Source organism: Enhydrobacter sp. (assembly GCF_030246845.1).
Lineage (GTDB): Bacteria > Pseudomonadota > Alphaproteobacteria > Reyranellales > Reyranellaceae > Reyranella.
The window spans coordinates 2100271-2126365 of sequence record NZ_CP126889.1 but is presented as its reverse complement, the minus strand read 5'-3'; the positions used below and the strand labels follow the sequence as shown (position 1 = coordinate 2126365).

The following is a 26095-nucleotide window of genomic DNA, read 5'->3' as shown; positions in this document are numbered from 1 at the left end:
GGCCTCACAGATCGTGCCCCGAGTAGGAACAGTTGAACGACTTGTTGCAGATCGGGAAGTCGGCGACGATGTTGCCCTCGATGGCGGCTTCCAGGAGCGGCCACTGGAACCAGCTCGCATCCCGCACATGGACGCGGGCCAGCCGGCCCGATCCATCGAGAGTGGCGCTGACGAAGACATCGCCGCGGAAGGCTTCGACCAGAGCGGCCCCCTCGCTCGCGACGCGAGGCGGCGGCGCGCTGCGAACTTCCCCGGGCTGCAGCCGATCGAGGAGCCGGCCGACCATCTTCAGACTGTCGACGATCTCGTCCATGCGCACCTGCAGGCGTGCGTCGACATCGCCGCTCGTGCGGGTCCTGACGGCGAATTCTAGCCGGTCGTAGGGCGCATAGGGAAAGTCCTTGCGCGCATCGAAGGCACGTCCCGAGGCGCGGCCGACGAAGCCGCCCGCCGCGTATTGGCGCACGAGCTCCGGCCTCGCGATGCCCGTGGTGACGGTGCGATCCTGCAGCGACGGCAGCGCATCGTAGACGCGTTCGATCTCGGCGCGCGTTTCCTCCAGACGCGCGAGAAGGCCGCGTATCCGGCCGACACCCTCGCTCGACAGATCGATCGCGACGCCGCCCGGCACGACGCAATCCATCATCAGCCGGTGGCCGAAGCAGGCGGCGGCGACCGTCAGCACATCCTCGCGCTGCAGGGTGCAGCGCGCGTTGATCGTGAGCACGCTCGCATCGTTGCAGATCCCCCCAACATCGTTGATGTGATGCGCGAGCCGCTCCAGTTCGGCGAGGATTCCTCTCAGCAGCAGCGCGCGCGGCGGGACCTTCCAGCCCAAAGCAGCTTCGACGGCACGGGCGAAAGCCCAGGCGTAGGCGACCGTGCTGTCGGCCGAGATACGACCGATGATTTTGGCACCGCGCGCGATATCGGCGCCCGCCAGCAGACGTTCGACACCCTTGTGGGCGTAACCCAGGCGCTGCTCGAGACGGATCACCGTCTCGCCGCTGGCCGTGAAGCGGAAATGACCGGGCTCGATGATGCTGGCATGGATCGGGCCGACGGCGATCTGATGCGGATCGTCGCCCTCGGTTCTCAGGAATTCGTAGCGGGCGGCGCTCTGACGGCCCGGCCATCGGCCGTGATCGAGCCACGGCCGCGTATCGGGCAGTCCGTCGGCGCGCAGGCCCCAAAGATCGCGCATCGCCCGTTCGAGCCGCAGCGCCGGCGCGTGATGGGCCGCCACCGAGGGGTAGGCACCATTTTCGGTCCTGAGCGACAGGATGGCGCGCTGGCCCTCGCCGTTCAGCGCCATGCGAACCCTGCCCTCCTCGGCCCAGAGCGCACTGAGGTCGTGTTGTCCGGCCGCGCAGCCCGCGGAAAGCGCCGTCCAGGTATCGGGCGTGACGTCGAGGCGCGCATAGCCGTCCGGTCCGGCCTCGCGTCCGGCAACGAGATCGGCCAACGCGCCGGCGGTCATCCGAGAAGCTCCGCGGCACGCTGGAACCAGGCGACGAGCACGGCCGGCAGGAAAATGCCGGCCGCCAGCACCAGCGCAAGATGCAGGACGATGGGCACGGAGGAGCCGTCCACACGGTGTGACGGCCCTGTCGGCTTGCCGAGGATCGTGTTCTGCAGGCGCATCAGCAGGGCGCCGAAACCGACCAGCAGCCCGAAGGCCGGTAGCAGGGCGAGCCACGGCTCCCGGGCGAAGGTCGTCGTCAGGATCAGGAACTCGCTGGCGAAGACGCCGAACGGCGGCATGCCGGAGATGGCCAGAACGGCAAGCGCGAAGGCCACGGCGAGCCTGGGATGGGTCTCGCTGAGCCCGGTGATCTCGGCGATGCGCTGCGTGCCCTTGGCCTGTGCGACGTGACCGACGGCGAAGAAGATGCCCGACTTCGTCAGGCTATGCATGACCATGTGCAGGAGACCGGCGAAATTGGCGAGCGGCCCGCCCATGCCGAAGGCGAAGACCATCAGCCCCATATGCTCGATGGACGAGTAGGCGAACAGCCGTTTGATGTCGCGGCGCTGGTAGAGCATGAACGCGGCGAAGACCAGCGAGACCAGCCCCATCACGATCATCACCGGGCCGGGATCGAGCGCCGCCGGCTGGCCGGCAATCAGCATCTTGAAGCGCAGCAGCGCATAGAGCGCCACGTTCAGCAGGAGGCCGGACAGGACCGCCGAGATCGGCGTCGGCCCCTCGGCATGGGCGTCCGGCAGCCAGGCGTGCAACGGCGCGAGCCCGATCTTCGTGCCGTAGCCGATCAGCAAAAAGATGAAGGCGAGATCGAGAATCGCCGGGTCCATCCTGGCCGCCACGCCCTGGAGAAGGCTCCAGGTCATCGCCGGCACGCCCTCGCCGAGCGCCGGTTGCCCGGCCAGATAGATCAGGATGGTGCCGAAGAAGGCGAGCGAGATGCCTACGCTCGCGAGGATGAAATACTTCCAGGCCGCCTCGATCGACTGCGGCGTCCGGTAGAGGCCGACCATCACCACCGTGATCAGTGTCGCAAGCTCCAGCCCGACCCAGATGAGACCGATATTGTTGGCGACGAGCGCGACATTCATCGATCCCATCATCGCCTGGAACATGGCGTGGTAGAATCGTACGAAGCCGGGCGGCAGGCGGCCGGTCTTGATCTCGTGGCCGATATACGAGGCGCTGAAGATCGAAGTGGTGAACCCGACCAGGGTGTTGATGGCGATGAAGACGACATTGAACTCGTCGACGATCGCATAGGGACCGACCGTCCTCTCCTCGCCGATCAGCCACAGGCCGGCGGCGAGCGTGACCGCCGAGGCCAGCACATTGACGATCGCGCCCGAGCGGTAGCCCGGGATGGCCGCCAGCCCGAGGGCGGCCGCATACGGCACCAGGACCACGATCTGATAGGTATGCATCAGCGCGTGTCCCCGCGCATGCGGTCGAGCGCCTCGATATCGATCGTGTCGAAGCGCTCGCGGATGCGGAACACGAAGACGGCGAAGACGAAGAGGGCGATCAGCACCGAGAAGGCGACGCTCACCTCGACGACCAGCGGCATGCCGCGCGCACCCGTGGCGGCGAGGATCAGGCCGTTCTCCATCGACATGAAGCCCACCACCTGGGTCACCGCGTTGCGGCGCACGATCATCATCAGAAAGCCGAGAAGAATGATGGCCAGGGCGAGCGCCAGGTCCTCGCGGGCATGGCTTGCGGTGCCTTGCGCGACCTTCAGAAGCAGCGCCTGCGCCAGGCCCGTGAGGGCGAGGCCGACCAACAGGGCGATGCCCACGCCGACCACCTTCTCGACCTCGCGGTGAATGCCCAGCTTCACGACAGTGCGGTGGAGCGCCACGGGGATCACGATCCCCTTGAGGCAAAGGGCGATCAGCGAGGTGATGAAGAGTTCCGGCCGGTCCTGCGATGATGCCGCCCAGGCCACCGCGAGCGCCAGCGTGATCGACTGCGCGGCAAAGGTCTTGAGCACGGCGGCGATGCGCTCCTGGTAGAGGAGCGCGAAGCTCGTCACCAGCATGGCGCCGGCCAGCAGATGCGAGATTTCGTAGCCTCGCGTCACTGGATCACTCCGCGCGTGAGGAACGCGAGCAGGATGGCAAGGAAGCCGAAGACGAAGGCGACGCCGAGGAAACCGGGCAACCGGAAGACCCGCATCTTGGCGATGCTCACCTCCCACACGCCGAGCAGCGCGGCGCCGGCCAGCAGCTTCGCGCTCCAGACCAGCAACCCGACGATCCAGCCGCTGACTCCCGCCGTGGCAGGCGCCATCCCGAAGGGCGCGAACAGGCAGATCAGCAGCGAAAGATAGAGAACCAGCTTGAGGTAGCTCGCCGCCTCGATCAGGGCGAGATGGCGGCCGGAATATTCGAGGATCATCGCTTCATGGACCATCGTGAGCTCGAGATGCGTCACCGGATTGTCGACCGGGATGCGCGCATTCTCGGCGAGCGCGACGATGATCAGAGCGACCAGCGACAGCGCGAGCGACACCCGCACCGCCAGCGGCTCGGCGATGAAGAAGTCGGCGACGCCCGCGAGCCTGGTCGTGCCGGCGGCGATGGCGAGGGTGAGGACGATCAGCATCATCGCAGGCTCGGCGAGCGTCGCGATCATCATCTCGCGCGACGAGCCGATGCCGCCGAAGCTCGTCCCGACATCCATGCCGGCAAGCGCCAGCAAGGCTCGCGCGGCGCCCAGCAGGGCGACCAGCGCCACGACGTCGGCCGCCCAGTTGAACATCAGGCCCGAGGCAAAGCTCGGAACCAGCGCCGCGGCCACCCAGGTGAGCGCGAAGATCAGCGAAGGGGCGGCGCGAAAGAGCCAGGAGGCGCTGTCCGCGACGATCGATTCCTTGCGCAGGAGCTTGGCGAGGTCGCGATAGCCCTGCAGAAGCGGCGCGCCCCGCCGGCGCATCAGGCGCGCCTTGACCCGACGCACCACGCCGACCGCCAGCGGCGCGATGAGCAGCACCAGGAACATCTGGGCGCCCTGCGCCAGGAACTGCACCACGAGATCGCCGGTCATACCGTCACCGCCGCGATCGAGAGCAATATGACGAGCGCCGCAAACATCAGCACGAGATAGCGCCGGATGGTGAGGAACTGCAGCGTATTGAGCCGTTCCGACAGCCTGAGCACGGCGCGCCCCGGCGTGGCATAGAGGGTGGTCCATGCATAGTCGATCGAGGCGACCGAGAAGCGGGCCGGACGCAGATCGCCCGGCGGCGGCATCACGACCGTCTCCCGGGCGGAGAAGGCCACGGCGCCGTAGACGCGCCGCAGCGGCTGGGAAAAGCTCGACGCGCTGTACTGGGTGGTCGGCGACGGCTCGGGAAAGCCGCAATCCCAGGCCGGCCCGCGCCGCGTGCGTCGGGCCGACAGACGATGGACGATCGCCAGCGTGACGACCGAAGCGATGGCCACGAACAGCGCGATGATGGCCGCATCGTAGTTGCTGCGGGACGCGTCGAAAGCGATCAGCGAGAACGGCGTGGGACCTGTTCCCGAGCCGGGCAGCCCGCTGCCGACGAGCTCCTCCAGGACCGGCGTGAGCGCGCGTGTCAGGAACGCCCCCAGCAATCCGCCCAGAATGCAAAGGAGAGCCAGCGCGCCCATCGCCGTCTGTTGTACCAGCGGCACCTCGTGGGCGCGGGCCGCCTCGTCGCTGCGCGGGCGGCCGAGGAAGGCGATGCCGTAGACCCGCACGAAGCAGGCCGCCGCCAGGGCCGCCGCCAGGGCCAGCATCGCCCCGATCGCGGGCGCCGCGAAGTTCAGCGACGATTGCGGCAAGGCGGGGGCTGCAATGACCGCCTGGAACAGCAGCCACTCCGACACGAAGCCGTTGAGCGGCGGCAGGGCCGAGATGGAGAGCGCGCCCACGAGGAAGAATGCCGCGGTCCGCGGCATGCGGTGGATGAGCCCGCCCATCGCCTCGAGATCGCGCCGGCCCGTGACATGCAGCACGGCGCCGGCACCGAGGAAGAGCAGCGACTTGAACCAGGAGTGGTTCAGGACGTGCAGAAGGGCGGCTGCCATCGCCACGGCCGCCGCCGCAGGCTGTCCGTTGGCGCGGAAGGCGAGCGCGAGACCGAGCGCCACGAAGATCACGCCGACATTCTCGACCGTCGAGTAGGCCAGCACGCGCTTGAGATCGCGATCGAAGACGGCATAGAGCAGGCCCAGCACCGCCGTGATCGCGCCCAGCACGATCGGCGGCAGAGACCACCACCATGCCGGCGGCCCGAGCAGGTCGAAGGCGATGCGCACGAAGCCGTAGACGGCGACCTTGGTCATGACGCCGCTCATGAGCGCGGACACGTGGCTGGGCGCGGCGGGATGGGCGAGCGGCAGCCAGGCATGCAGGGGAATGAGCCCGCCTTTCGAGCCGCAGCCCACGACCGCCGCGGCCAGCACCAGCGCCGCGATCGTCGGCGCCGGCGCATGAGCGCGGATGGTGTCGAAGCCGTAGCTGCCCGCCGGGCCTGCCAGGCCGCCGAAGGCGAACAGGAGCGCGGTGGTGCCGATCGCCGCCATCACGAGGTAGAGATGCCCGGCCCGCCGGTTCTCCACGCTCGTGTGATGCGCCACCACCAATGCCCACGAGGTGAGCGACATCAGCTCCCAGGAGAACAGGAAGGCATAGGCGTCGTCGGCGATCAGCACGAGGTTCATCGCCGCCGCGAACAGCGGAAACAACGGCTCCACGCGGGGCGTGAGATCCCTGGCGCGGTCCAGTCCCATGCCGTAGAGGCTCGCTGCCAGCACGCCGCCATTGATCACCACGCCGAAGAAACCCGACAGCGGATCAAGCCGCAGGTGAAGCCCGATCGTCGGCAGTCCGATGGGCAGCAGGGCGGAAAACCCCTCATGGCCCAGCAGGACCGCCAGATCCACGACGCCCAGCGCGACCGCCGCCAGAGCGGTGATGGGATAGACGATCGCCAGCAGGAGACCGCGCCCCGAGATTGCGGCGAGGACCGCCGCGACAGCCAGCGCTCCGAGCGCGACCCCTGGGACGTACATGACCGGCACGGCTGGCTTCGCTTCTTTCCTAATTCACTACTTTTTTGTGTCCAATAGCTTCCAGTCTAGCAAACGAATGCCATCGCATTGAAGCTAAAGAACGTGCTGGAAGCCGAACGCGTTGCGGCCGGATTTGCGAACAATCACGTCGCTGAGGGCACGTCGCTGAGGGCAATCGATCGATTGCAGGTTGCCTCAGGGCAGCGCTTTGGCTCGTTCGGCGGCGTCGGCGAAGTCGGGTGGAGCGTCCGCGCGACAAGGCGGGGGATGGCGCGGATCGGGCGCGTCGACGAACGCATCGCGCAGGCGGGCCGCGCATCGATCCTGCGCCGACACGCCGTGGCCCAGGGCGCGGAAGACGACGTGCCGCGACAGCGGCAGATGCTGCGCCGCCTCGCGCGCCCAGGCGGGTGGCGTCAGCCAGTCATAGCCGCCGCTCAGCAGCAGCGTGGGGATGGCGGATTGCACCGGCTCGCGCTCCGACGCCGGCGCCGGCGGCACCCGCCATACCGGGCAGACGGCGTCGAGCTTGCTCATCCGGGCACTGAGACCATAGACGCCGCCCGCGCCGATCGCCTTGTCGCGCGCCGGCCGATCGACCGCAGCCCAGCTTTCGCGGCATTCGATGGTGTTGAAGAGGCCGCCGAACTGCTGCGCATTGCCTTCGGTGAGCGCGCCCTCGTCCTCCTCCAGCGTCTCGGCGAACTGCGTGAGCAGCCGGCGGTTGCCGCGCGAGAGGGCCGTGACAGTCTCGGGTACCATCGCCGCGTCGCCCTCCCGCATCATGTGCAGCAGCACGAGCAGGAGCTTGGTGCTGTCGAGCGCGACCTTGCGCGGCCTGTCGTCGATGTCGAGCACGACCTCGACCGGCCTGTCGTCGGCGCCGGCTATGAGAGCGGGAACGACCGTGCCGAGGTCGGGACTGCGCGCGCGACAGAGCGGGTCGGCGGCGCAGTCGGCATAGAGCTGCTCGAACATCGCGCGCACGATCTCCGGCTCGTTCTGCTCGCCGTTGATCTCCGGCGGATAGAGACCGTCCAGGACCGCGGCGCGAACAAGGCCGGGATGGCGCCGCATCGTCTGGAGCGCCCAGCGCGTGCCGTAGGAAATGCCGTAGAGATTGACCTTGTCGAACTTCATCGCCTTGACGAGGTCGGCGACATCGTCGGCGAGCGTCGGCGTGGCGTACATCGCGAGGTCGATCCGGCGCCGGTCGAGCTCGGCGCGGCACTTCACGAGGATGTCCCGCTCCTGCGGCTCGGTGATCGCCCGACGCCGCGCCCGCGCGGTCTCCGAGCCACGCGGCGCGACGCAATCGAGATTGGGCGTCGAGCCGCCGGCGCCGCGCTCGCTCAGGATGACGACGTCGCGCTTGCGCCGGATCGCCGCCGTGTCGCTCCACCAGTCGCCCTCCGCCAGCGGATCGCCGCCGGCATTGGTGGCCACCAGCGGTGCATCACCCGGGCCGCCGGCCAGATAGATCACGGGATCCCGGGCGAGCGCCCGGCGGGCCTTCAGGACCGCCACCTTGAGCCGGACCTGCCGGCCTTCGGGCCGGTCGCGGTTCTCGGGGACGATCAACGTGTAGCAGGCGAGCCTCTCGCCGCGCGGCGCCTTGAAGCCGCAACGTTCGCGTTCGAGCCGCGGCACAGAGCCGGCCGCGCCGGCTGCCGCGGCGGCGCTCAGCACCGCAAGGGCGGCCAGTCCCGCCCCGATCATCCGTGAGATCATGCCCTTGCTTCGAGCCACATCGCCGCTTTTGCCGCCATGAAGTATTCTATCGCAGCGGACGACGCCACATCTTGAAAAACTGCGTCGTCCCGCCGCAAGTTGATGGCCATGAGCAATCGTTCCTACTGGACCGCCGTATGGTGCGGTTTCCTGGTCCTCACCATCGGTCTCGGGGTGCGCCAGAGCTTCGGCATCTTTCTAAAGCCGGTCTCGGCCGAACTGCATGTCGGCCGCGAATTGTTTTCTTTCGCCACCGCGCTGTCGATGCTGCTGATGGGGGCGTTTGCGCCGTTCTCGGGCCGTCTCGCCGACCGCTTCGGCTCGGCGCCGACCATTGCGGGCGGAGCTGCGGTCTATGTTCTGGGCATGGTCGTGACCTCGGCCATGCACGACGGCGTCCTGCTGGTGCTCGGCAATGCGCTCGTCGGCATCGGCCTGTCGGCAGCGACCTTCGGGCCGGTGCTCGGCGTGATCCTGCGCGTGGCGCCGCCCGCCAAGCAGGCACTGGCGGTCGGCATCTGCTCCGCCGGCGGCTCGTTCGGCCAGTTCTTCATCGTGCCGCTCGCCTCGGTGCTGCAGCACCATTTCGGCGACTGGCGGCCCACCATGTGGGCCCTCACGGCGCTCGCCGTGCTGATGGTGCTGCTGTCGATCGGGCTCAACGACAGCCGGCAGATCGCGGCGGCCAAGAAGTCGACCGCCGGCGCGCAGAGCTCGCGCGAGGCGCTCGTCGAGGCGTTCGGCCAGAAAAGCTATCTGCTGCTGGTGGTCGGCTATTTCGTGTGCGGCTTCCACGTCGCCTTCGTCGGCGGCCACTTGCCGGCCTACATCTCGGACAAGGGGGTCGGGCTCTCCCTGTTCGGGCTGAGGCTCTCGCCGGCCGAGCTCGGCGGCTGGAGCATCGGCATGGTGGGCCTGTTCAACATCGTGGGATCGATCCTGTGGAGCGCGCTCGGCGCTCGCTTCCAGCGCAAGAACCTGCTGGCGACCCTCTACCTCCTGCGCTCGATCGTCTTCCTCGCCTTCGTGCTGGCGCCGCTCTCGGCGGTCTCGGTGCTGGCCTTCGCCGGCGCGCTGGGCTTCCTCTGGCTCGGCACCGTGCCGCTCACCACGTCGCTGGTGGGCTACATGTTCGGGCCGGTGCATCTCACCATGCTGAACGGCTTCGTGTTCTTCGGCCATCAGATCGGCAGCTTCGTCGGCGGCTGGGGCGGCGGCGTGCTGTTCGACCTCACCGGCAACTACAACGCCATGTGGTGGATCTCGATCGCGCTCGGCGTGGCATCGGCCCTGCTGCACTGGCCGATCGTCGAGAAGCCGGTGGCGCGGCCGGCGGCGCTGGCGGCGCAGCCCGCATGACGGGCCGGTTATGATGGACGGCTGGCGCTCCCTGATCCTGTGGAGCGTCGCTGCGCTGGTGGTGGCCGCGACGGCCGTGTCGTTCGTGCTGTGGGGCAGGAACGGCGCGGCCTATCTCGTCGACCTCGTGCAAACCTATTGTTTTTGACACCGACTGCGGTGAACGGCCGCCCGCCTACAGCACGTACTTGCTGAGGTCGGCGTTCCGGGCGAGCGAGCTCACCCGTTCGCGGACGTAGGGCGCGTCGATCTCGATCTTCTGCCCGGCCTTGTCGGAGGCGGTGAAGCTGATCTCCTCCAGAAGCTTCTCCATCACCGTGTGCAGGCGTCGTGCGCCGATATTTTCGACCGATTCGTTGATCTCGGCCGAAAGCCGCGCGAGCTCGTCGATCGCGTCGGGCTTGAAGTCGAGATCGACCTTTTCGGTCGCCATCAGCGCCTTGTACTGCTTCACGAGGCTCGCCTCGGGCTCGGTGAGGATGCGGCGGAAGTCCTCCTGGCTGAGCGAAGCCAGGCTGACGCGGATGGGGAGCCGGCCCTGCAATTCGGGCAGCATGTCCGACGGCTTGGCGAGATGGAATGCGCCCGAGCAGATGAACAGCACATGGTCGGTCTTCACCGGCCCGTGCTTGGTGTTCACCGTCGTGCCCTCGATCAGCGGCAGAAGATCGCGCTGCACGCCCTCGCGGCTCACGTCGCCGCCGCCGCGGAACTCGCTGCGGCCGGTGATCTTGTCGATCTCGTCGATGAACACGATGCCGTTCTGCTCGACCGCCTCGCGCGCCTCGCGCACCACGCGCTCCTGATCGAGGAGCTTGTCGCTCTCCTCGCGCATCAGCGTCTCGTACGACTCGGCCACCGTCATCTTGCGCTTTTTCGTGCGCCCGCCGAACGCCTTGCCCAGCATGTCGCTGATGTTGATCATGCCGACCGAGGCGCCCGGCTGGCCCGGCACCTCGAACTGCAGCGGGCCGCCCTGATCGGCGATCTCGATCTCGACCTCGCGCTCGTCGAGCTCGCCGGCGCGCAGCTTGTGGCGGAAGCGCTGTCGCGTCTCCTCGCTGGCATTGGCGCCGCAGAGCGCGTCGAGCACGCGATCCTCGGCGGCAAGCTCGGCCTTGGCCCGCACCTCCTTGCGCATGCGCTCGCGCGTCATGTCGAGGGCGGCCTCCATCAAATCGCGCGCGATCTGCTCGACGTCGCGGCCGACATAGCCGACCTCGGTGAACTTGGTCGCCTCGACCTTGAGGAACGGCGCGTTGGCGAGCCTCGCCAAACGGCGGGCGATCTCGGTCTTGCCGCAGCCCGTGGGGCCGATCATCAGGATGTTCTTCGGCAGCACCTCCTCGCGCAGCGCTTCGGGAAGCTGCAGGCGGCGCCAGCGGTTGCGCAAGGCGATGGCGACGGCGCGCTTGGCGTCCTGCTGGCCGACGATGTGCTTGTCGAGCTCGGAGACGATCTCGCGAGGGGAAAAATCGTTGCCCATGGATTTCTCAAAGCTTCTCGATGACGAGATTGTGGTTGGTGTAGACGCAGATGTCGGCGGCGATGTCCATCGCCTTGCGCGCGATGGTCTCGGCGTCGAGGCCGTCGACATCGATCAGGGCGCGCGCTGCGGCCAGCGCATAGTTGCCGCCCGAGCCAATGGCGATGACGCCGCCTTCCGGCTCCAGCACGTCGCCGGTGCCGGACAGCAGAAGCGACACGTCCTTGTCGGCCACCGCCATCATCGCCTCGAGGCGGCGCAGATAGCGGTCGGTGCGCCAGTCCTTGGCGAGCTCGATGCAGGCGCGCAGGAGCTGGCCGGGATGACGCTCCAGCTTGCCTTCGAGGCGCTCGAACAGCGTGAAGGCGTCGGCGGTGGCGCCGGCGAAGCCGGCGACGATCTGGCCGTTGCCGATGCGACGGACCTTCTTGGCGTTGCCCTTGACGATCGTCTGGCCCATCGAGACCTGGCCGTCGCCGGCCATCACCACCTGCCCCGCCTTGCGCACCGAGAGGATGGTCGTGGCATGCCAGCCGGGGGAATTCGTGTCGGATTGTGGGGACATGGGACGCTAAATAATCATTCACGGGCACAATTCAATCGCATTGCTGGGCAGGCGCAGGGCCCGTGCTAACGTGCCTCGATGGAGACTTCAGCCCCCGTCATCGTCGTTGGCGCCGGAATCGTCGGCACCGCGACCGCCCGCACGCTGCAGCGCGCCGGCCACAGCGTCACCCTGATCGACAGCGCCGAGCCGGGCCGCGCAACGTCGTACGGCAATGCGGGCTTCATCGCCATCGATCATGTCCTGCCGCTGGCGCGCCCTTCGACGCTCAAGCGCGTACCGCGGATGCTGATGGATCGCGACGGTCCGCTCACCGTGCATCCGCCCAGCCTGCCGCAACTCGTGCCCTGGATGGCGCGCTTCGCGCGCGCCGCCTACAGCGCCGCCGAAGTCAAGAAGGGCATCGATTCGTTCGGCCCCCTGATGGCCGAGGCGAACATTGCCTGGAAAGCCGAGATTCAGGCCTCCGGTCTTGGCGACCTCTTCGTCGGCAAGGGCGCGCTTTACGTCTACGAGAGCCAGATCGCGTTCGAGAACGGCGCCGAGGAGCGCGCCCTGCAAGCGACCAAGGGGACCAATTTCGAGATCGTCGACGGCAATCGCGCGCGCGAACTGGCGCCGGGCCTCAGCCCGCGAATTGTGCGCGGCGTCTACTACCCACACGGCATGCACACCATCAACCCCTATCGCCTGGTCGTCGCGTTGGCCGAGCGCTTCGCGGCGGAAGGCGGCACCATCGTGCGCGGCAAGGTGCGCGGCTTCCGGCGCGACGGCAATCGCGTCACCGCCGTGCAGCTCACCGATTCTGAGCTTGCCGCGACGGCGGTCGTGATCGCCGCCGGCCGCGCTTCCGGCGAGCTGACGCGGCTTCTCGGCTTCAACGCGCCGCTGATCGCAGAGCGCGGCTATCATGTGATGCTGGCGCCGGACAATGTACGCTTCGATCTTCCCGTGAGTCCGGCCGAGCGCGGCTTCTTCATCACACCGATGGAGGAAGGCCTGCGCGTGGCGGGCACGGTCGAGCTCGCCGCGCCGCACCAGCCGCCCTCCTGGCATCGCGCCGATCTCCTGGTGAAGCACCTCAAGGACATCTTCCCCGGCGTCGGCGGCGAGGAGCGCAGCCGCTGGATCGGCGAGCGCCCCAGCCTGCCCGATTTCCGGCCCGCCATCGGCCGCGCGCCGCGTCTCGCCAACGTCTACTGCGGCTACGGCCATCAGCATGTCGGCCTCACGCTCGCCACCGCGACCGGCCGGCTGATCGCCCGCCAAATGGAGGGGGAGGAACTGCCGGAAGCGCTCACGGCCTGCGATCCCGGCCGGTTCGGCTAGAGCGCAAATCCGCCCTCGGCATCGCAGGGCGAAGCCCCCTCAGGCGTCGCGTTGCCGGACCGCGCCGCCGGGATTACCGTTGGCTGCCAATGTTGGTTGGCGACGTGTGATCCTGGAGGCGCGCATGGGTTCTCATCGCAGTCCGGCGCAGGTTCGCGCCAGTCTCAAGCACCCCATCATCGATGGCGACGGCCATTGGGTCGAATACAACCCGGTCTTCGCCGAGCGCATGCGCAAGGTCGCGGGCGACAAGGCCGCCGACGGCTTCCTCGCCACCCAGCGGCGCATTCCCGATGCGCTGCGGCTTTCGATCGCCGAGCGCAAGCAGCGCGGCATCGCCATGGAAGGTTACTGGACGCGCCAGTCGACCAACACGCGCGATCGCGCCACGGCGATGATGCCGCGCCTGCTCTACGACCGGCTCGACGAGCTCGGCATCGACTTCGGCATCGTCTATCCCACCGCCGGTCTCGGCGTGCCGCGCATCCAGGACGATGCGACGCGGCGCGCCGTCACCCGCGGCTTCAACATCGTGACGGCGGAGTATTTCGGCAAGTTGTCCGACCGGCTGACGCCGGCGGCGATCATCCCGATGTTCACGCCCGACGAGGCGATCGAGGAGCTGGAGTTCGCGACCAGGGAACTCGGCGCCAAGGTCGGCATGTTCGGCGGCGCCTTCGCGCGGCGCATGCCGATCGGCGAGGGCCTCGATCCTTCGCTGGCGCGCTTCGTCGTATCCTACGACTGGATCGGCATCGACAGCGAGCACGACTACGACCCGGTCTGGCAGAAATGCCGCGAGCTCGGCGTGGCGCCGACGTTCCATGCCGGCGGCCGCGGCTTCGCGTTGCGCGCCTCGCCCAGCAATTTCACCTTCAACCATATCGGCCACTTCGCCTCCGCCGGCCACGCCATCGCCAAGGGGCTGTTCCTGGGCGGCGTGACGCGGCGCTTCCCCGATCTCAACTTCGCCTTTCTCGAAGGCGGCGTCGGCTGGGGCTGCCAGCTCTTCGCCGACCTGATCGAGCATTGGGAACGACGCGGCGCCAAGGGCATCGCCTATATGGATCCGGCCAGGCTCGACCGCACCCTGCTCAAGGAGCTGGTCGACAAGTACGGCGACGCAGACATGGCAGCCGAGCTGGCGCGCCGCGACGGCTGGCCGAGCCACGAGGAGGACGAGCCGACCGGCGGCGTGCCGGTGCTGGACGACTTCGCGGCCTGCCAGATCGAACGCAAGCAGGACTGGATCGACCTTTATGCCAAGCCCTACTACTTCGGCTGCGAAGCGGACGATCGCATGAACGTGACGGCGTTCGGCCGCGCCAATCCATTCGGCGCGCGCATCAATGCGATCTTCAGCTCCGATATCGGCCATTTCGACGTGCCGGACATGCTGAGCCCGGTGCCCGAAGCCTACGAACTGGTCGAGGACGAGCTGATCACGCTCGACGATTTCCGCGACTTCACCTTCGCCAACGCCGTACGGCTCTGGGGCACGCAAAATCCGCGTTTCTTCGAGGGCACCCGTGTGGCCAAGGAGGCGGCGGCCGTCCTGAACCTCGCGCCGGCGCGAGCGGCGGCGGAATAAGCATGAGCGCCACTGACAAGAAACAGGTCATGCGCTGCAGCCACTTCTGTGTCATCCCTCGCTGCGCTCGGGATGACACCCATTTTGCAGCCGGCAGCGCGGCTTCATTCCTGGGGGTCAGCCTCTGGCCGGTGATGAATCCCAGTGGCGCGATCATCACGCCCCGTACTGCAGCAGCGCCTCGCCGTTGGCCCTGAGCCAGGCGCGCGGCGCTGCCATCGGCCCCTCGCACAGCCGCTCGGCCATCGCCCAGAAACGCGGGCCGTGATTCTTGTGCACGAGATGGGCGACCTCGTGGGCGACGAGATAGTCCAGCACCTCGGGCGGCGCGAAAACCAGACGCCAGGAGAAGGAAAGGCCGCCGTCCGGCCCGCAGCTCCCCCAGCGCGTTCGGCTGTCGCGCACGCTGATCCGCTTCACCGAGCGCTCGACGCGCTGGGCCTTGGCGTGGGCGAGCGGCGTCGCCCGACGGCGGACCTCCGCCGTCAGCCAGTCGCGCAGCCGGCGCGCAAGGTGCTCGGCGCGACCCGCGACATGGATCTCCCGTCCCTCGAGCCAGACCGTGCCGCGCGCTTCCGGCCGATGGCGGATGCAATGCGTCAGGCCGAACAACGGCACCTCGGCGCCGTCGACGAACGGTCGGCGCGGCGGCAGGCGCTTCAGTCGCGCCGCGATCCAGCCGGCCTGCGTCTCGGCAAAGCGCAACGCGACATTGAGGGGCATCCGTATCGGCGCCGTCAGGAGAATGCGGCGCCGCGCCGAATCCACACGCAAGGACACTCGGCGGGCGCGCCCGCTGCGCACGAAGGTAACGGGCAGCGAGGCGCCGGCGTGGTCGATCGCCAGCTCTTCCGGCGGCGGAAGAGCGGGTTTCGTCGCCGAGCGGATGAGCAGCGAGCGAACGGCCATCGCGTCGGCCGAGATATCTACTTCGCCGCCACGCCGAGCCCGATCGGGCAGCTCACGCCAGTACCGCCGAGGCCGCAATAGCCGTTGGGGTTCTTGGCGAGATACTGCTGGTGATAGTCCTCGGCGTAGTAGAACGGCGGCGCGTCGAGGATCTCGGTCGTGATCCGGCCCATGCCGTTCCTGGCAAGCTCCTTCTGGAAGAGCTCGCGCGACGCTTCCGCCTTCCGCTTCTGCTCGGCCGAGAAGGTATAGATGCCGGAGCGGTATTGCGTGCCCACATCGTTGCCCTGGCGCATGCCCTGGGTGGGATCGTGGTTCTCCCAGAACACCTTGAGCATCGCGTCGTAGGAGATCTTCTTCGGGTCGTACCACACCTTCACCACCTCGTTGTGGCCGGTATATCCCGAGCAGACTTCCTCGTAGGTGGGATTGGGCGTGAAGCCGGCGGCGTATCCCGCGGCGGTCGCATAGATGCCCGGCGTCTGCCAGAACTTGCGCTCGGCCCCCCAGAAGCAACCCATGCCGAACATCGCCGTTTCGAGTCCGGCCGGAAACGGCGGCTGGATGCGGTTGTGATTCACGAAGTGCTCCGCAGGCACTGCGAAGGCGGGCTTGTCACGGCCCGGCAGGGCATGATCGGCATCGGGCATCTCGGCTTTCTTCCGCAGGATCTGCCACATGACACGGCTCCCTTGCTTTTGCGTCCTCCAATATGGCCATACAATCGACCGGAATCGAGAGGAGAGCGCCGCCCGATGACGGTCTTTTTCGTGTGCGCTGGCCTGCTGGGGCTGCTGGCCGTCGGCCTGACGATGCATGTGGGCCGGCTGCGCGGCCGGAAGAAGATCTTCCTCGGCGATGGCGGCGATCCCGAGATGCTATCGGCGATCCGCGCCCATGCCAACCTGGTCGAGCTGACGCCGCTTTGCCTGTTCATCATCTGGCTGCTGCACGGCCCCTACGGCAACGCCACCATCGCCGTGCTCGCGGCGATCCTCACGATGGCCCGCTTCCTGCACGCGGGCGGCATGCTGGGCTTCTACAAGTTCGGCCGCGCGGCCGGCGCCACGGCCACCACGGCGATCCTGGCGGTCGCCGCGATCCTGCTGATCCTCGCGGGCCTCGACATCCGGCTCTACTGACCGCGCGCCGGCTGCGATGATCGACAAGCTCTGGAAGATCGCCGTCGATTCCTTCAGCGGCTTCTTCACCAACCGGCTCTCGACCTCGGCCGCGGCGATGGCCTTCTACACCATGTTCGCCCTCGGCCCGATCATGATCTTCTCGATCGCCATCGCCGAGCCCTTCGTCGGCAAGATGATCGCCCAGCAGGTGATCTTCGACGCGCTGAGCACGGTCGTGGCGCCCGAGCACCTGAACAGCATTCAGCGGTTCGCGTCGGAGGATCTGTTCCGCGGCCGCGGCATCGCCGCGCTCGCCGGCGCCCTGGTGCTGGTCTACACCGGCAGCCGGGTGTTCGTGGAGCTCGACGACAGCTTCGACGTCATCTGGCGCGGCAACAGCCCGCAGCACATCCACGTCGTGCTGGCAACGCTGAAATCGCGGCTGCTCGCCGTGCTGCTGATGGTGCTGCTGGGGGTGCTGGTGATCGCGGTCGTGCTGCTCAGCGTCGTGATCTCCGTCTATGCCGGCGCGCTGCAGGCTTTTCCGATTCTCGGCAAATGGATCGGTCCCGCGATCTCCGGCCTCACGCACTACGGCGTCCTCGCGGTCTTCTTCACGCTGATCTACAAATGGCTGCCGACCGGCGGCGTGCCCTGGCGCTTCGCCATGATCAGCGGCGCGGTGAACACGCTTCTGTTCTTCGTCGGCAATCGCGCGCTCGTCTACTACTTCGAAGTGACCCAGCTCACCTCGGCCTTCGGCGCGACAGCGGGCTTCGCCGCCATCATGGTGTGGATGTACTGGACGTCGCTCACCATCCTGGTCGGCGCCCAGATCGGCCGCGCCACGCGCGACGCCTTCGACACCGAGGAGCCCCACGCCGCGCGCGAGGCGGTCGAGGGCGACATCTAGCGACAGGCCGGCGTCAGAACATGGTCGCCAGCACACGGTCGGGCGGCTTGTGCCCGTCGGCGAAGGTCTTGATGTTGATCAGCACCTTCTCGCCCATCTCGATGCGGCCCTCGAGCGTGGCGGAGCCCATGTGCGGCAGCAGCACGACATTGTCGAGCTCGAGGAGCTTGGGATTGACCTGCGGTTCGTGCTCGTAGACGTCGAGGCCCGCACCGGCGAGCTCACCGGCCCGCAGCATGCGCACCATGGCGTTCTCGTCGATCACCTCGCCGCGCGCGGTGTTGACGATGATCGCCGACGGCTTCATCAGCTTCAGCCGCCGTGCCGACAGCAGATGGTAGGTGGCCGGCGTATGCGGACAGTTGACCGACACGATGTCCATGCGCGCCAGCATCTGGTCGAGGCTCTCCCAGTAGGTCGCCTCGAGCTCGCGCTCGATCTCGGGATGGACGCGCTTGCGGTTGTGATAGTGGATGGCCAGGCCGAAGCTGCGCGCCCGGTGCGCCAGCGCCTGGCCGATGCGGCCCATGCCGACGATGCCCATGCGCTTGCCCATCAGGCGCGAGCCCAGCATCGAGGTCGGGCTCCAGCCGGCCCACCGTCCCTCGCGCATCAGGCGCTCGCCCGCACCCATGCGCCGCGCGGTGGCCAGCACCAGCGCCATCGACATGTCGGCGGTATCGTCGGTCAGCACGCCCGGCGTATTGGTGACGGTGATGCCGCGCTGGCGGGCAGTGTCGAGATCGATATGGTCGACGCCCGTGCCGAACGACGCGATCAGCTTCAATCTCGGACCGGCCTGGGACAGGACGCGGCTGTCGATGCGGTCGGTCACGGTCGGGACCAGCACGTCTGCGGTCCTGGCGGCCTCCACCAGCGCCGCCGGCCCGAGCGGCTTGTCGTCGGCATTGAGCCTGGTGTCGAACAGCTCCATCAGCCGCGTTTCGATGGCGTCGGGCAGCTTGCGGGTGACGATCACCAGCGGCTTTTTCTTGGAGCTGGGCGGCATGCCCGCCCCGATTAGCAAGTCCCGTCGTCTCTTGTCCAGCACCGGCCCCCGGTCGGCAAAAATCGCGAAAATCGGGCGATTTTAAGTGCTTGTCGTCGGATATCGAGATTTCATGTATAGTGACGCCGATGGAAGCCAACCCGTTCTTCCTGCGTGCCGCCGCCGGCATCGCCATCGCCACCCTGGGAATCTGCGCCCTTCGGCCGCTTGTCGGTACGTGGCAGGAATACGGCGCCCGCGCCGATACGGGCGCGACGCCGGTTCATCGCGGTTCGGGTCTGCCCATCCCACGCTTCGCATCGCTCAAGTCGGACGAGGTCAATGTTCGCACCGGGCCGGGCACCCGCTACCCGGTGGACTGGGTGTACAAGCGCAAGATGATGCCGGTCGAGATCGTCGCCGAGTTCGAGAACTGGCGCAAAATCCGCGACTGGCAGGGCGCCAGCGGCTGGGTCTATCAGGGCCTGCTGACCGGCAAGCGCAGCTTCATCGTGCCGTCCCGGATGGTCAGCCTGCACCGGACGCCATCGCGCTCGGCGGAGGTGGTGGCCAAGCTCGAGCCGGAGGTCACCGGCATGATCGAGTCCTGCTCGGGCGACTGGTGCCGGGTCAAAGTATCCGGCGCGAGCGGCTGGCTCGAGCGCGGCGACCTCTGGGGTGTCTACAAGTCCGAGCCAATCAACTAGCGGCCGTCCGGCCTCCTGCTTAGAACGGGTCACGTGACCCACGTCATCAGCGCCACCTACACCCGCTTCGACCGCATGTCGCCAACGGCGGCCGCGCTGGCGGTTCTGTTGCATGTGGCGACGGCGCTCGCCCTGTGGTGGATCTCGCCGCTCAATCATCGGGCGGCCGCCCCCGCAGAGCAGGCGATCGAGGTCACGATCGAGCCGCCCGAGCCTGCTCCGGCAGCGCCCCAGCCGGAAGCCAGGCCCGAGCCGCAGCCTTCCCCGGCGCAACCGCCCCCGGTGCCGCCGAAGGCAAACCCGGCGCCACTGGGCCTTCCGCCGCTCAGCCCGACGATCGCCGACAAGCCCGAGCAGACCGCGCCGGCGCCGGAGTTGAAGCCGGAACCGCCGCAGCAGGCGCTCGCTCCCGCGGAACCAATGCCACCACCGGCAACGCTCGAGAAGACGTTGCCGCCGCTCGAGGCGCCTCCGCCCCCGCTGACATCGAAGGAAATACCCAAGCCCCCGCCTCCGCCGGCACCGGCGCGGCCCAAAGCGCACGCCGCCCCGCCGGCGCAACGACAGCAACTTCGGCCCTCTCCCCTGACCGCGCTTCAGCAGCGGCGCATGCCCAGCGAGCGGCAGGAGACCGCGCCCTCGGCCACTCTGGTCAATCCGGCCGACCAGTACAACCAGTCGCGGATCGTCGAACAATATCTCTGGGACGTCGCGAGAAAGATCTCGCAGTACCGCTATCACTCCAGCCATGCCAACGAACAGGGTACCGTGGTGCTGCGCCTGGTCATCGGCCGCGATGGCCGGTTGCTCGATGTGAGCATCGCACGGTCGAGCGGAATCCTGAATCTCGACCGTGGCCTGATGGAAGCGGCGCGCGCTGCGGCGCCCTATGCGCCGCTGCCCGCCAGCTTGAGCGGATCGCAGATCGCCTTCACCCTGCCCTTCGCGTCGGTCTATCGCCCGCAGTAGCAGGCGGCATCAGTCGAAATCGCCGACCAAGGCCTTGCGCACCGCCGCCGGCATCACCGCCATGTGGCCGTAGCTCGGATGGTCGAAGCCGACCACGACCTCGGCCGTGCCGTTCCGGAAGGCGGCGATCTGCCCCGCCGTGAACGGGAAGCGGATGAAGTGGACCGACGAGGCCTTGCCGTCCTCGCGCGAGCGCTCCTGGTCGTCCTCCGGCCGGCCGCGGATCGTCTCGCCACCGACGCGGATAAAGGCCCGGTTCTCGATACCGCCCAGCGTCGCCAGCACCCGGGCCCGGCGCAGCGGATCGTCGATCTCGAACATCACCGTCGCGACCAGCTCGCTGCCCTGCGGGATCAGCGGATTGTAGGCGTCGAGCTCGTCCGCGAGCTGCTCGGCGCCCCCCTTCTCGATGAAGAGCATCTCGTGCACCTGATGCAGCATCGTCTCGTAGCATTCGAAATAGAAGGTCGCGAAGGGGCCAACCTCCAGGCGGCGATCCCTCTTGATCTCGGCGACACGCTTGCGCCGGTCGCCGCGCTGCTTGCCGTATTCGGCGAGCGGAACGATCGCCGAGGCGTCGATCTTGCGCAGGTTCATGACGAGGACTCCCTCAATCCGTAGGCGCGGGCCAGAATCTCGATCGGATGGTCGGCCCGAAACGGCTTGGGCTTCTGGTCCTGCTCTCCAGCGGCCATTTCCATCACCTGCATCAGATGCTCGGCCGCCAGCGGGCATTCCGACGCCACATGGCCGGTATCGTTCTTGAGCGCCGCCTGGGCGGCGGGCTTGCCGACCTTCACGGCGATCTCGAAGTTCTCGGTGCGGGCGCCCCAGATGCCGCCATGGCCGCTGCAGCGCTCGATGATCGCGACGCGCGTCTTGGGGATGAGGCGCAGCATCTCGGCGCCCTTCGGGCCCATGTTCTGGGCACGGGCATGACAAGCAAGGTGCAGGCTGACGCCGCCCTCGACCGGCTCGAGACCGTCGGCCAGGCCGTGCTTCTTGGCGATATCGACCACATACTCGGAAAGATCGAAGGTCGCCTGTGCCAGCCGCTCGATCGCCGGATCCTCGGGGCAGATCAGCGGCCATTCGAATTTCAGCATCAGCGCGCACGACGGCGTGAGGGCCACGATGTCATAGCCCTTGTCGACCCACGGCAGCAGCTCTGCCGAGACTTTCTTCGCCGCCTCGGCGACCGTCTCGAGATCGCCCAGCTCCAGCTTCGGCATGCCGCAACACGCCGGGTGCAGCACCTCGGTCTCGACGCCGTTCTTGGCCAGAACCGCACGCGCCGCAGCGCCAATGTCGGTGGAGTGGAAGTTCACGAAGCAGGTGGCATAGAGCACCGCCTTGCGCTGGCCGAAGGCCGGGGCGGCTTCGTTGAGCGTGATGCCTTCGCGGTGGGCGCGTTGCACGAAGGTCTCGCCCGCCTGCTTGGGCAGCCGCGCCCCGTGATGGATGCCCGCCAGCCGCTCCATGCCGCGGCGGACCGGCCGGTTGCGCTCGTCGGTCGCCCAGTTCATGAGCGGCGCCACGAACGTGCCGAACCGGCCCATGCGGTCTGTGTCGGCAAGCCGGCTCTCGACGAAATCGACGCCCTTCTTGCGGGCCTGGACCGCGCGGTGGCGCAGCATGAGGTGCGGGAAGTCGACCGCCCACTGATGCGGCGGCACATACGGGCACTTGGTCATGAAGCACATGTCGCAAAGCGTGCAGGCTTCCTCGACCTTGGCGTAGTCGGCCTTGTCGACGCCATCGAGCTCGCCGGTCGGTCCGTTGTCGATCAGGTCGAACAGGCGGGGAAAGGAATCGCAGAGATTGAAGCAGCGCCGGCAGCCATGACAGATGTCGAAAATGCGCTCCATCTCCTTCTCGAGCGCCCGCTCGTCCCAGAACCAGGGGTTCTGCCATTCGAGCGGATAGCGGACGGGGGCTTCGAGACTGCCTTCGCGCATGATCGGTGCTTCGGTCTTGGATATCGATGGGAATGGACGAAAAAGGGGGACCGCGCCGGTCCCCCTTGGGAAGGCAGGCGTCGCTCAGGCCAGCGTGTCGAGCGCCTTCTGGAAACGGCCGGCGTGGCTCTTCTCGGCCTTGGCCAGCGTCTCGAACCAGTCGGCGATCTCGCCGAAGCCCTCCTCGCGCGCGGTCCGTGCCATGCCCGGGTACATGTCGGTATATTCGTGGGTTTCGCCCGCGATCGCGGCCTTGAGATTGGCCGAGGTTTCGCCGATCGGCAGGCCGGTGGCCGGGTCGCCGCTCACCTCGAGGAACTCGAGATGGCCGTGGGCGTGCCCGGTCTCGCCTTCCGCCGTGGAGCGGAAGACTGTGGCGACGTCGTTGTAGCCCTCCACGTCCGCCTTCTGGGCGAAGTAGAGATAGCGACGGTTGGCCTGGCTCTCGCCCGCGAACGCCGCCTTCAGGTTGTCTTCAGTCTTGGAACCTTTGAGATTGGCCATGATCCTCTCCTCCGAATGAGGATCGGATTTTGGGAGTTGGTTCGCCGAGCGTCAAGCTCTTTAGAATAATTCCAAAAGATGCAAACGACTCGCAAGCAGCAAATGCCGCAGCTTTGCTAGCGGCGCACCCGCACCACGACATCGACCCGCGACAGCCGCGTTCCTTTCGGCGGTGCCGGCAGACCGTCGATCGTCACCTTGTCCGAGGGAAAGTCGTGCAACTCGCCGTCGTTCTCGACGAAGAAATGATGGTGATGCCCGGTGTTGGTATCGAAATAGGACCGCCCGGGCGCCACCACGACCTCCCGCAACAGGCCTGCGTCGCGGAACTGGTTCAGAGCGTTGTAGACAGTGGCCAATGCCACGGGAAGTCCGGTTGCCTTCACCTCGGCGTACAGGCCCTCGGCCGTCACGTGCCGGTGGCCGGAACCGAACAGGATGCGCGCCAAGGCCACCCGCTGGCGGGTGGGGCGCAGGCCCGCGCCGCGCAGGCGACCGGCGAAATCGGGGCTGGTACCGGACATGGTTGCGACCATATGTAAGGGCTGGAACAGGGCCTGGAAAGGCCCCAAACGGCCAATTCGGCGGTTTGCGTGAGCCGGCCGCCGTCCTTATTCTGCATGCTATCCGGGAACCGGACGCCTGCGGGACGGTGAAGAGTGAACGAAAAGAAGAGCAGTTATTCCTTCGAAGACCTGATCGAATGCGCCAAGGGCCGCCTGTTCGGTCCCGGAAACGCCCAGCTTCCCCTGCCGCCGATGCTGATGTTCGACCGGATCGTGCGGATCGCGGATGTCGGCGGCAAGTACGGCAAGGGCGAAATCGTGGCAGAACTCGACGTGAAGCCCGATCTTTGGTTTTTCGCCTGCCATTTCAAGGGCGACCCGGTGATGCCGGGCTGCCTCGGGCTCGACGCCATGTGGCAGATGCTCGGTTTTTTCCTCGGCTGGATGAAGGCACCCGGCCGTGGCCGCGCGCTGGGCGTCGGTGAGGTCAAGCTGACCGGCATGATCCTGCCGAGCGTTCGCAAGCTGACCTATCACGTGCATCTCAAGCGCGTGATTCTGCGCCGGCTGGTCATGGGCATCGCCGACGGATTCGTGCAGGCCGACGGCAAGCCGGTCTACGAGGCGAACGACATGAAGGTCGGCCTCGCCCAGGAAGCGGCGGCCGCCGCGGCGGCGAGCTGACATGCGGCGTGTCGTGGTCACGGGCCTCGGCGTCGTTTCCTCGATCGGCAACAACGCCGCCGAGGTGACGAAGTCGCTGCGCGACGGCAAGTCCGGCATCGAGTTCGTGCCGCAATACAAGGAGCTGGGCTTCCGCAGCCAGGTGGCGGGCACGATCAAGCTGAATGTGGACGAGGCCGTCGACCGCCGCCTGCGCCGCTTCATGGGTGACGGCGCGGCCTTCGCCTATCTCGCCATGAAGGAAGCGATTGCCGACGCGGCGCTGAGCGACAGCGAGGTTTCCAACGAACGCACCGGACTGGTGGCCGGCTCGGGCGGCCCGACCACGGGCGCCATCGTGCAGTCGGCCATCATCGCCAAGGAAAAGGGGCCGAGGAAGATCGGTCCCTTCATGGTGCCCAGGGCGATGTCGAGCACCGTGTCGGCCAACCTCGCGACCGCCTACCGGATCAAGGGACTCTCCTATTCGATCAGCTCGGCCTGCTCGACATCGGCCCACTGCATCGGCAATGCCGTCGAGTGCATTCAGCTCGGCAAGGCCGACCGCATGTTCGCCGGCGGCGGCGAGGAGCTCGACTGGACGCTGTCGGTGCTGTTCGACGCCATGGGCGCCATGTCGTCCAGGTACAACGGCGAGCCGCCGCGTGCGAGCCGGGCTTACGACAAGGACCGCGACGGCTTCGTGATCTCGGGCGGCGGCGGCATGCTGGTGCTGGAGGATCTCGAGGTCGCCAGGGCGCGCGGCGCCAGGATATACGCCGAGGTGATCGGCTACGGCGCCACCTCCGATGGCGCCGATATGGTCGCCCCGTCTGGCGAAGGCGCCGTGCGCTGCATGAAGCTCGCCGTCGAGGGCTTTCCGGGCGCAGCCCGCCGCAACACGCCGGTCGACTACATCAACGCGCACGGCACGTCGACGCCGGTGGGTGACATCACCGAGCTCGACGCGATCCGCACGGTGTTCGGCGAGAAGCTGCCGACGGTGAGCTCGACCAAGTCGCTCACCGGTCACAGCCAGGGCGCGACCGGCGCGCACGAGGCGATCTACTCCCTGCTGATGCTGAAGGAGGATTTCGTCGCCGCCTCGGCGAACATCGAGAACCTGGATCCGGCGGCCGAGGGATACCCGATTGCCCGGCAGCGTATCGACAAGGCTGGGTTGCAGACGGTGATGTCGAACAGCTTCGGCTTCGGCGGCACCAATGCCTGCCTGCTGTTCTCGCGTTACGACCACTGAGAGGGAAAATGCCAGTAAATCGTACCCTCTCCGCCGCGCCCGATGCGTCGGGCGGGAGCATATCCGGCCCGCCGGAGCCGGGGGCAACCCTTTCCCGGCCGGCCGAGCTGCCGCCTGTGCCGAAGCTGATGGCCGGCAAGCGCGGTCTCGTGATGGGCGTCGCGAACGAGCGCTCGATCGCCTGGGGCATCGCCCAGGCATTGCATGGCGCCGGCGCGGAAATGGCCTTCACTTATCAGGGTGCCGCCTTCGGCAAGCGCGTGCTGCCGATGGTCGAAAAGCTCGGCGCGCGCATCGTCCAGGAGGCCGACGTCGAGAACGAGGAGAGCCTCGATGCGCTCTTCGCCCGCCTGGAGAAGGACTGGGGCCGGCTCGACTTCGTGGTTCATGCCATCGCCTTTTCCGACAAGGAGGAGCTGAAGGGCCGGTACGTCGACACGACCAAGGCCAACTTCCAGAAGAGCCTCACCATCTCCTGCTATTCCTTCACCGAGATCGCGCGCCGCGCGTTGCCGCTGATGACCGACGGCGGCAGCCTGATCACGCTCACCTACGAAGGCGCCGCGCGCGTGATGCCGTCGTACAACGTGATGGGCGTCGCCAAGGCCGCCCTGGAGGCGAGCGTGCGCTATCTCGCCGCCGACCTCGGCCCTCAGGGTGTACGCGTGAACGCGATCTCGGCCGGGCCGATGCGCACCCTGGCCGGCGCGGTGATCGGCAGCAGCCGCTACGTCTATCGCCTGTCGCGCGAGACCTCGCCGCTTCGCCGCAACATGGAACTCTCCGACATCGGCGGGGCAGCACTCTACTATCTCTCCGACCTGAGTGCGGGCGTCACCGGCACCATCCACTATGTCGATGGCGGCTATCACGCCATCGGCATGCCGCCCGCCAGCGCCACCGGCCAGAACGGCGAGGAGAACGGCAACGGCAACGAAAAGTAGCCGTCTTCGGGACCGTGCGCTTCCAGCGCCCTCATGAAAAGCGCTGGAAGCGCGCGGTCC

At 67.5% G+C, this 26095-nt stretch carries 26 protein-coding genes; 11 read left to right on the top strand and 15 right to left on the bottom strand.

The genetic code is table 11. The features are described 5' to 3' along the window. Nucleotides 1-4: 4 nt before the first annotated feature. The 6 genes from OJF58_RS10665 to OJF58_RS10640 form a co-directional block, all read right to left on the bottom strand. Nucleotides 5-1480: an NADH-quinone oxidoreductase subunit C gene (locus OJF58_RS10665; protein WP_300784138.1), complete on the bottom strand. Its 1476-nt coding sequence runs from the start codon at nucleotides 1478-1480 to the stop codon at nucleotides 5-7. Further along, nucleotides 1477-2910, bottom strand: coding sequence for a hydrogenase 4 subunit F (locus OJF58_RS10660; RefSeq protein ID WP_300784136.1), 1434 nt, complete (start codon nucleotides 2908-2910; stop codon nucleotides 1477-1479). The genes OJF58_RS10665 and OJF58_RS10660 overlap by 4 nt, the downstream gene beginning before the upstream one ends. After that, complete coding sequence (locus OJF58_RS10655; protein ID WP_300784134.1) at nucleotides 2910-3569, bottom strand: hydrogenase-4 component E; 660 nt, start codon at nucleotides 3567-3569, stop codon at nucleotides 2910-2912. The genes OJF58_RS10660 and OJF58_RS10655 overlap by 1 nt, the downstream gene beginning before the upstream one ends. Then, the gene (locus OJF58_RS10650) at nucleotides 3566-4534 is read right to left on the bottom strand and encodes an NADH-quinone oxidoreductase subunit H (RefSeq protein WP_300784132.1); all 969 of its coding nucleotides are present in this window, start codon (nucleotides 4532-4534) and stop codon (nucleotides 3566-3568) included. The genes OJF58_RS10655 and OJF58_RS10650 overlap by 4 nt, the downstream gene beginning before the upstream one ends. Further along, complete coding sequence (gene hyfB, locus OJF58_RS10645) at nucleotides 4531-6531, bottom strand: hydrogenase 4 subunit B (RefSeq protein WP_300785246.1); 2001 nt, start codon at nucleotides 6529-6531, stop codon at nucleotides 4531-4533. Before hyfB ends, OJF58_RS10650 begins: the two co-directional genes overlap by 4 nt. A gap of 195 nt (nucleotides 6532-6726) precedes the next feature. Further along, nucleotides 6727-8262: an alpha/beta fold hydrolase gene (locus OJF58_RS10640; RefSeq protein ID WP_300784130.1), complete on the bottom strand. Its 1536-nt coding sequence runs from the start codon at nucleotides 8260-8262 to the stop codon at nucleotides 6727-6729. 108 nt (nucleotides 8263-8370) lie between these two features. On the opposite strand from OJF58_RS10640, the gene OJF58_RS10635 reads away from it, so the two are divergent. After that, the gene (locus OJF58_RS10635) at nucleotides 8371-9621 is read left to right on the top strand and encodes an MFS transporter (RefSeq protein WP_300784128.1); all 1251 of its coding nucleotides are present in this window, start codon (nucleotides 8371-8373) and stop codon (nucleotides 9619-9621) included. 10 nt (nucleotides 9622-9631) lie between these two features. Next, complete coding sequence (locus tag OJF58_RS10630) at nucleotides 9632-9769, top strand: hypothetical protein (protein WP_300784126.1); 138 nt, start codon at nucleotides 9632-9634, stop codon at nucleotides 9767-9769. A gap of 27 nt (nucleotides 9770-9796) precedes the next feature. Here OJF58_RS10630 and hslU read toward each other — a convergent pair whose 3' ends face one another. Both hslU and hslV read right to left on the bottom strand, forming a co-directional pair. After that, nucleotides 9797-11107, bottom strand: a complete 1311-nt coding sequence (gene hslU, locus OJF58_RS10625) for an ATP-dependent protease ATPase subunit HslU (RefSeq protein WP_300784124.1) — start codon at nucleotides 11105-11107, stop codon at nucleotides 9797-9799. Nucleotides 11108-11114: 7 nt separating this feature from the next. Further along, on the bottom strand, nucleotides 11115-11672 hold the full coding sequence (gene hslV / locus OJF58_RS10620; protein ID WP_300784123.1) for an ATP-dependent protease subunit HslV: 558 nt from the start codon (nucleotides 11670-11672) through the stop codon (nucleotides 11115-11117). Nucleotides 11673-11750: 78 nt separating this feature from the next. Here hslV and OJF58_RS10615 point away from each other — a divergent pair, with 78 nt between their 5' ends. Further along, nucleotides 11751-13001 (top strand): FAD-dependent oxidoreductase, encoded by a 1251-nt coding sequence (locus tag OJF58_RS10615; RefSeq protein WP_300784121.1) that lies wholly within the window; start codon nucleotides 11751-11753, stop codon nucleotides 12999-13001. A gap of 124 nt (nucleotides 13002-13125) precedes the next feature. Next, nucleotides 13126-14592 carry an amidohydrolase family protein gene (locus tag OJF58_RS10610; protein ID WP_300784120.1) on the top strand — a complete coding sequence of 489 codons (1467 nt, stop codon included), beginning with the start codon at nucleotides 13126-13128 and terminating at the stop codon, nucleotides 14590-14592. Nucleotides 14593-14748: 156 nt separating this feature from the next. On the opposite strand, the gene OJF58_RS10605 is transcribed toward OJF58_RS10610, so the two are convergent. Further along, a complete protein-coding gene (locus OJF58_RS10605) occupies nucleotides 14749-15501 on the bottom strand; it encodes a SprT family zinc-dependent metalloprotease (protein WP_300784118.1) in 753 nt (250 codons plus the stop codon). Nucleotides 15502-15518: 17 nt separating this feature from the next. Continuing rightward, entirely contained in the window at nucleotides 15519-16181 is a 663-nt protein-coding gene (gene msrA / locus OJF58_RS10600) for a peptide-methionine (S)-S-oxide reductase MsrA (protein WP_300784117.1), read from the bottom strand. Between the two features lie 75 nt (nucleotides 16182-16256). Between msrA and OJF58_RS10595 the strand changes: the two genes are divergently transcribed. Both OJF58_RS10595 and OJF58_RS10590 read left to right on the top strand, forming a co-directional pair. Then, nucleotides 16257-16643, top strand: a complete 387-nt coding sequence (locus tag OJF58_RS10595) for an MAPEG family protein (protein WP_300784115.1) — start codon at nucleotides 16257-16259, stop codon at nucleotides 16641-16643. A gap of 16 nt (nucleotides 16644-16659) precedes the next feature. Then, nucleotides 16660-17538: a YihY/virulence factor BrkB family protein gene (locus tag OJF58_RS10590; RefSeq protein ID WP_300784113.1), complete on the top strand. Its 879-nt coding sequence runs from the start codon at nucleotides 16660-16662 to the stop codon at nucleotides 17536-17538. 13 nt (nucleotides 17539-17551) lie between these two features. On the opposite strand, the gene OJF58_RS10585 is transcribed toward OJF58_RS10590, so the two are convergent. Next, the gene (locus OJF58_RS10585; protein WP_300784111.1) at nucleotides 17552-18547 is read right to left on the bottom strand and encodes a D-glycerate dehydrogenase; all 996 of its coding nucleotides are present in this window, start codon (nucleotides 18545-18547) and stop codon (nucleotides 17552-17554) included. Nucleotides 18548-18636: 89 nt separating this feature from the next. On the opposite strand from OJF58_RS10585, the gene OJF58_RS10580 reads away from it, so the two are divergent. After that, a complete protein-coding gene (locus tag OJF58_RS10580) occupies nucleotides 18637-19233 on the top strand; it encodes an SH3 domain-containing protein (protein WP_300784109.1) in 597 nt (198 codons plus the stop codon). A gap of 33 nt (nucleotides 19234-19266) precedes the next feature. After that, on the top strand, nucleotides 19267-20202 hold the full coding sequence (locus OJF58_RS10575; RefSeq protein ID WP_300784107.1) for an energy transducer TonB: 936 nt from the start codon (nucleotides 19267-19269) through the stop codon (nucleotides 20200-20202). A gap of 9 nt (nucleotides 20203-20211) precedes the next feature. Here the strand turns inward: OJF58_RS10575 and OJF58_RS10570 are convergent, their stop codons facing one another. From OJF58_RS10570 to irrA, 4 genes are all read right to left on the bottom strand, one after another. Continuing rightward, on the bottom strand, nucleotides 20212-20799 hold the full coding sequence (locus OJF58_RS10570; protein WP_300784104.1) for a DUF3501 family protein: 588 nt from the start codon (nucleotides 20797-20799) through the stop codon (nucleotides 20212-20214). Next, a complete protein-coding gene (locus tag OJF58_RS10565; protein ID WP_300784102.1) occupies nucleotides 20796-22160 on the bottom strand; it encodes a heterodisulfide reductase-related iron-sulfur binding cluster in 1365 nt (454 codons plus the stop codon). Before OJF58_RS10565 ends, OJF58_RS10570 begins: the two co-directional genes overlap by 4 nt. A gap of 84 nt (nucleotides 22161-22244) precedes the next feature. Further along, nucleotides 22245-22664: a rubrerythrin family protein gene (locus OJF58_RS10560; protein ID WP_300784100.1), complete on the bottom strand. Its 420-nt coding sequence runs from the start codon at nucleotides 22662-22664 to the stop codon at nucleotides 22245-22247. Nucleotides 22665-22780: 116 nt separating this feature from the next. Then, the gene (gene irrA, locus OJF58_RS10555) at nucleotides 22781-23188 is read right to left on the bottom strand and encodes an iron response transcriptional regulator IrrA (RefSeq protein WP_300784098.1); all 408 of its coding nucleotides are present in this window, start codon (nucleotides 23186-23188) and stop codon (nucleotides 22781-22783) included. 135 nt (nucleotides 23189-23323) lie between these two features. On the opposite strand from irrA, the gene fabA reads away from it, so the two are divergent. From fabA to OJF58_RS10540, 3 genes are all read left to right on the top strand, one after another. Next, a complete protein-coding gene (gene fabA, locus OJF58_RS10550) occupies nucleotides 23324-23854 on the top strand; it encodes a 3-hydroxyacyl-[acyl-carrier-protein] dehydratase FabA (protein WP_300784096.1) in 531 nt (176 codons plus the stop codon). A gap of 1 nt (nucleotide 23855) precedes the next feature. Further along, nucleotides 23856-25091 (top strand): beta-ketoacyl-ACP synthase I, encoded by a 1236-nt coding sequence (fabB, locus tag OJF58_RS10545; protein WP_300784094.1) that lies wholly within the window; start codon nucleotides 23856-23858, stop codon nucleotides 25089-25091. 116 nt (nucleotides 25092-25207) lie between these two features. Then, nucleotides 25208-26035, top strand: a complete 828-nt coding sequence (locus OJF58_RS10540) for an SDR family oxidoreductase (RefSeq protein ID WP_300785244.1) — start codon at nucleotides 25208-25210, stop codon at nucleotides 26033-26035. Nucleotides 26036-26095 lie beyond the last annotated feature (60 nt).

What these genes read in the sequence shown, in the direction of transcription:
- OJF58_RS10615 (WP_300784121.1), top strand. Translation starts at nt 11,751, where the DNA reads ATGGAGACTTCAGCCCCCGTCATCGTCGTTGGCGCCGGAATCGTCGGC.
- OJF58_RS10635 (WP_300784128.1), top strand. Translation starts at nt 8,371, where the DNA reads ATGAGCAATCGTTCCTACTGGACCGCCGTATGGTGCGGTTTCCTGGTC.
- OJF58_RS10565 (WP_300784102.1), bottom strand. Translation starts at nt 22,160, where the DNA reads ATGCGCGAAGGCAGTCTCGAAGCCCCCGTCCGCTATCCGCTCGAATGG.
- OJF58_RS10660 (WP_300784136.1), bottom strand. Translation starts at nt 2,910, where the DNA reads ATGCATACCTATCAGATCGTGGTCCTGGTGCCGTATGCGGCCGCCCTC.
- OJF58_RS10665 (WP_300784138.1), bottom strand. Translation starts at nt 1,480, where the DNA reads ATGACCGCCGGCGCGTTGGCCGATCTCGTTGCCGGACGCGAGGCCGGA.
- fabB (WP_300784094.1), top strand. Translation starts at nt 23,856, where the DNA reads ATGCGGCGTGTCGTGGTCACGGGCCTCGGCGTCGTTTCCTCGATCGGC.
- hslU (WP_300784124.1), bottom strand. Translation starts at nt 11,107, where the DNA reads ATGGGCAACGATTTTTCCCCTCGCGAGATCGTCTCCGAGCTCGACAAG.
- OJF58_RS10610 (WP_300784120.1), top strand. Translation starts at nt 13,126, where the DNA reads ATGGGTTCTCATCGCAGTCCGGCGCAGGTTCGCGCCAGTCTCAAGCAC.
- hyfB (WP_300785246.1), bottom strand. Translation starts at nt 6,531, where the DNA reads ATGTACGTCCCAGGGGTCGCGCTCGGAGCGCTGGCTGTCGCGGCGGTC.
- OJF58_RS10585 (WP_300784111.1), bottom strand. Translation starts at nt 18,547, where the DNA reads ATGCCGCCCAGCTCCAAGAAAAAGCCGCTGGTGATCGTCACCCGCAAG.
- OJF58_RS10640 (WP_300784130.1), bottom strand. Translation starts at nt 8,262, where the DNA reads ATGATCTCACGGATGATCGGGGCGGGACTGGCCGCCCTTGCGGTGCTG.
- msrA (WP_300784117.1), bottom strand. Translation starts at nt 16,181, where the DNA reads ATGTGGCAGATCCTGCGGAAGAAAGCCGAGATGCCCGATGCCGATCAT.
- OJF58_RS10595 (WP_300784115.1), top strand. Translation starts at nt 16,257, where the DNA reads ATGACGGTCTTTTTCGTGTGCGCTGGCCTGCTGGGGCTGCTGGCCGTC.
- OJF58_RS10560 (WP_300784100.1), bottom strand. Translation starts at nt 22,664, where the DNA reads ATGGCCAATCTCAAAGGTTCCAAGACTGAAGACAACCTGAAGGCGGCG.
- hslV (WP_300784123.1), bottom strand. Translation starts at nt 11,672, where the DNA reads ATGTCCCCACAATCCGACACGAATTCCCCCGGCTGGCATGCCACGACC.
- OJF58_RS10605 (WP_300784118.1), bottom strand. Translation starts at nt 15,501, where the DNA reads ATGGCCGTTCGCTCGCTGCTCATCCGCTCGGCGACGAAACCCGCTCTT.
- OJF58_RS10570 (WP_300784104.1), bottom strand. Translation starts at nt 20,799, where the DNA reads ATGAACCTGCGCAAGATCGACGCCTCGGCGATCGTTCCGCTCGCCGAA.
- OJF58_RS10650 (WP_300784132.1), bottom strand. Translation starts at nt 4,534, where the DNA reads ATGACCGGCGATCTCGTGGTGCAGTTCCTGGCGCAGGGCGCCCAGATG.
- OJF58_RS10630 (WP_300784126.1), top strand. Translation starts at nt 9,632, where the DNA reads ATGATGGACGGCTGGCGCTCCCTGATCCTGTGGAGCGTCGCTGCGCTG.
- irrA (WP_300784098.1), bottom strand. Translation starts at nt 23,188, where the DNA reads ATGTCCGGTACCAGCCCCGATTTCGCCGGTCGCCTGCGCGGCGCGGGC.
- OJF58_RS10590 (WP_300784113.1), top strand. Translation starts at nt 16,660, where the DNA reads ATGATCGACAAGCTCTGGAAGATCGCCGTCGATTCCTTCAGCGGCTTC.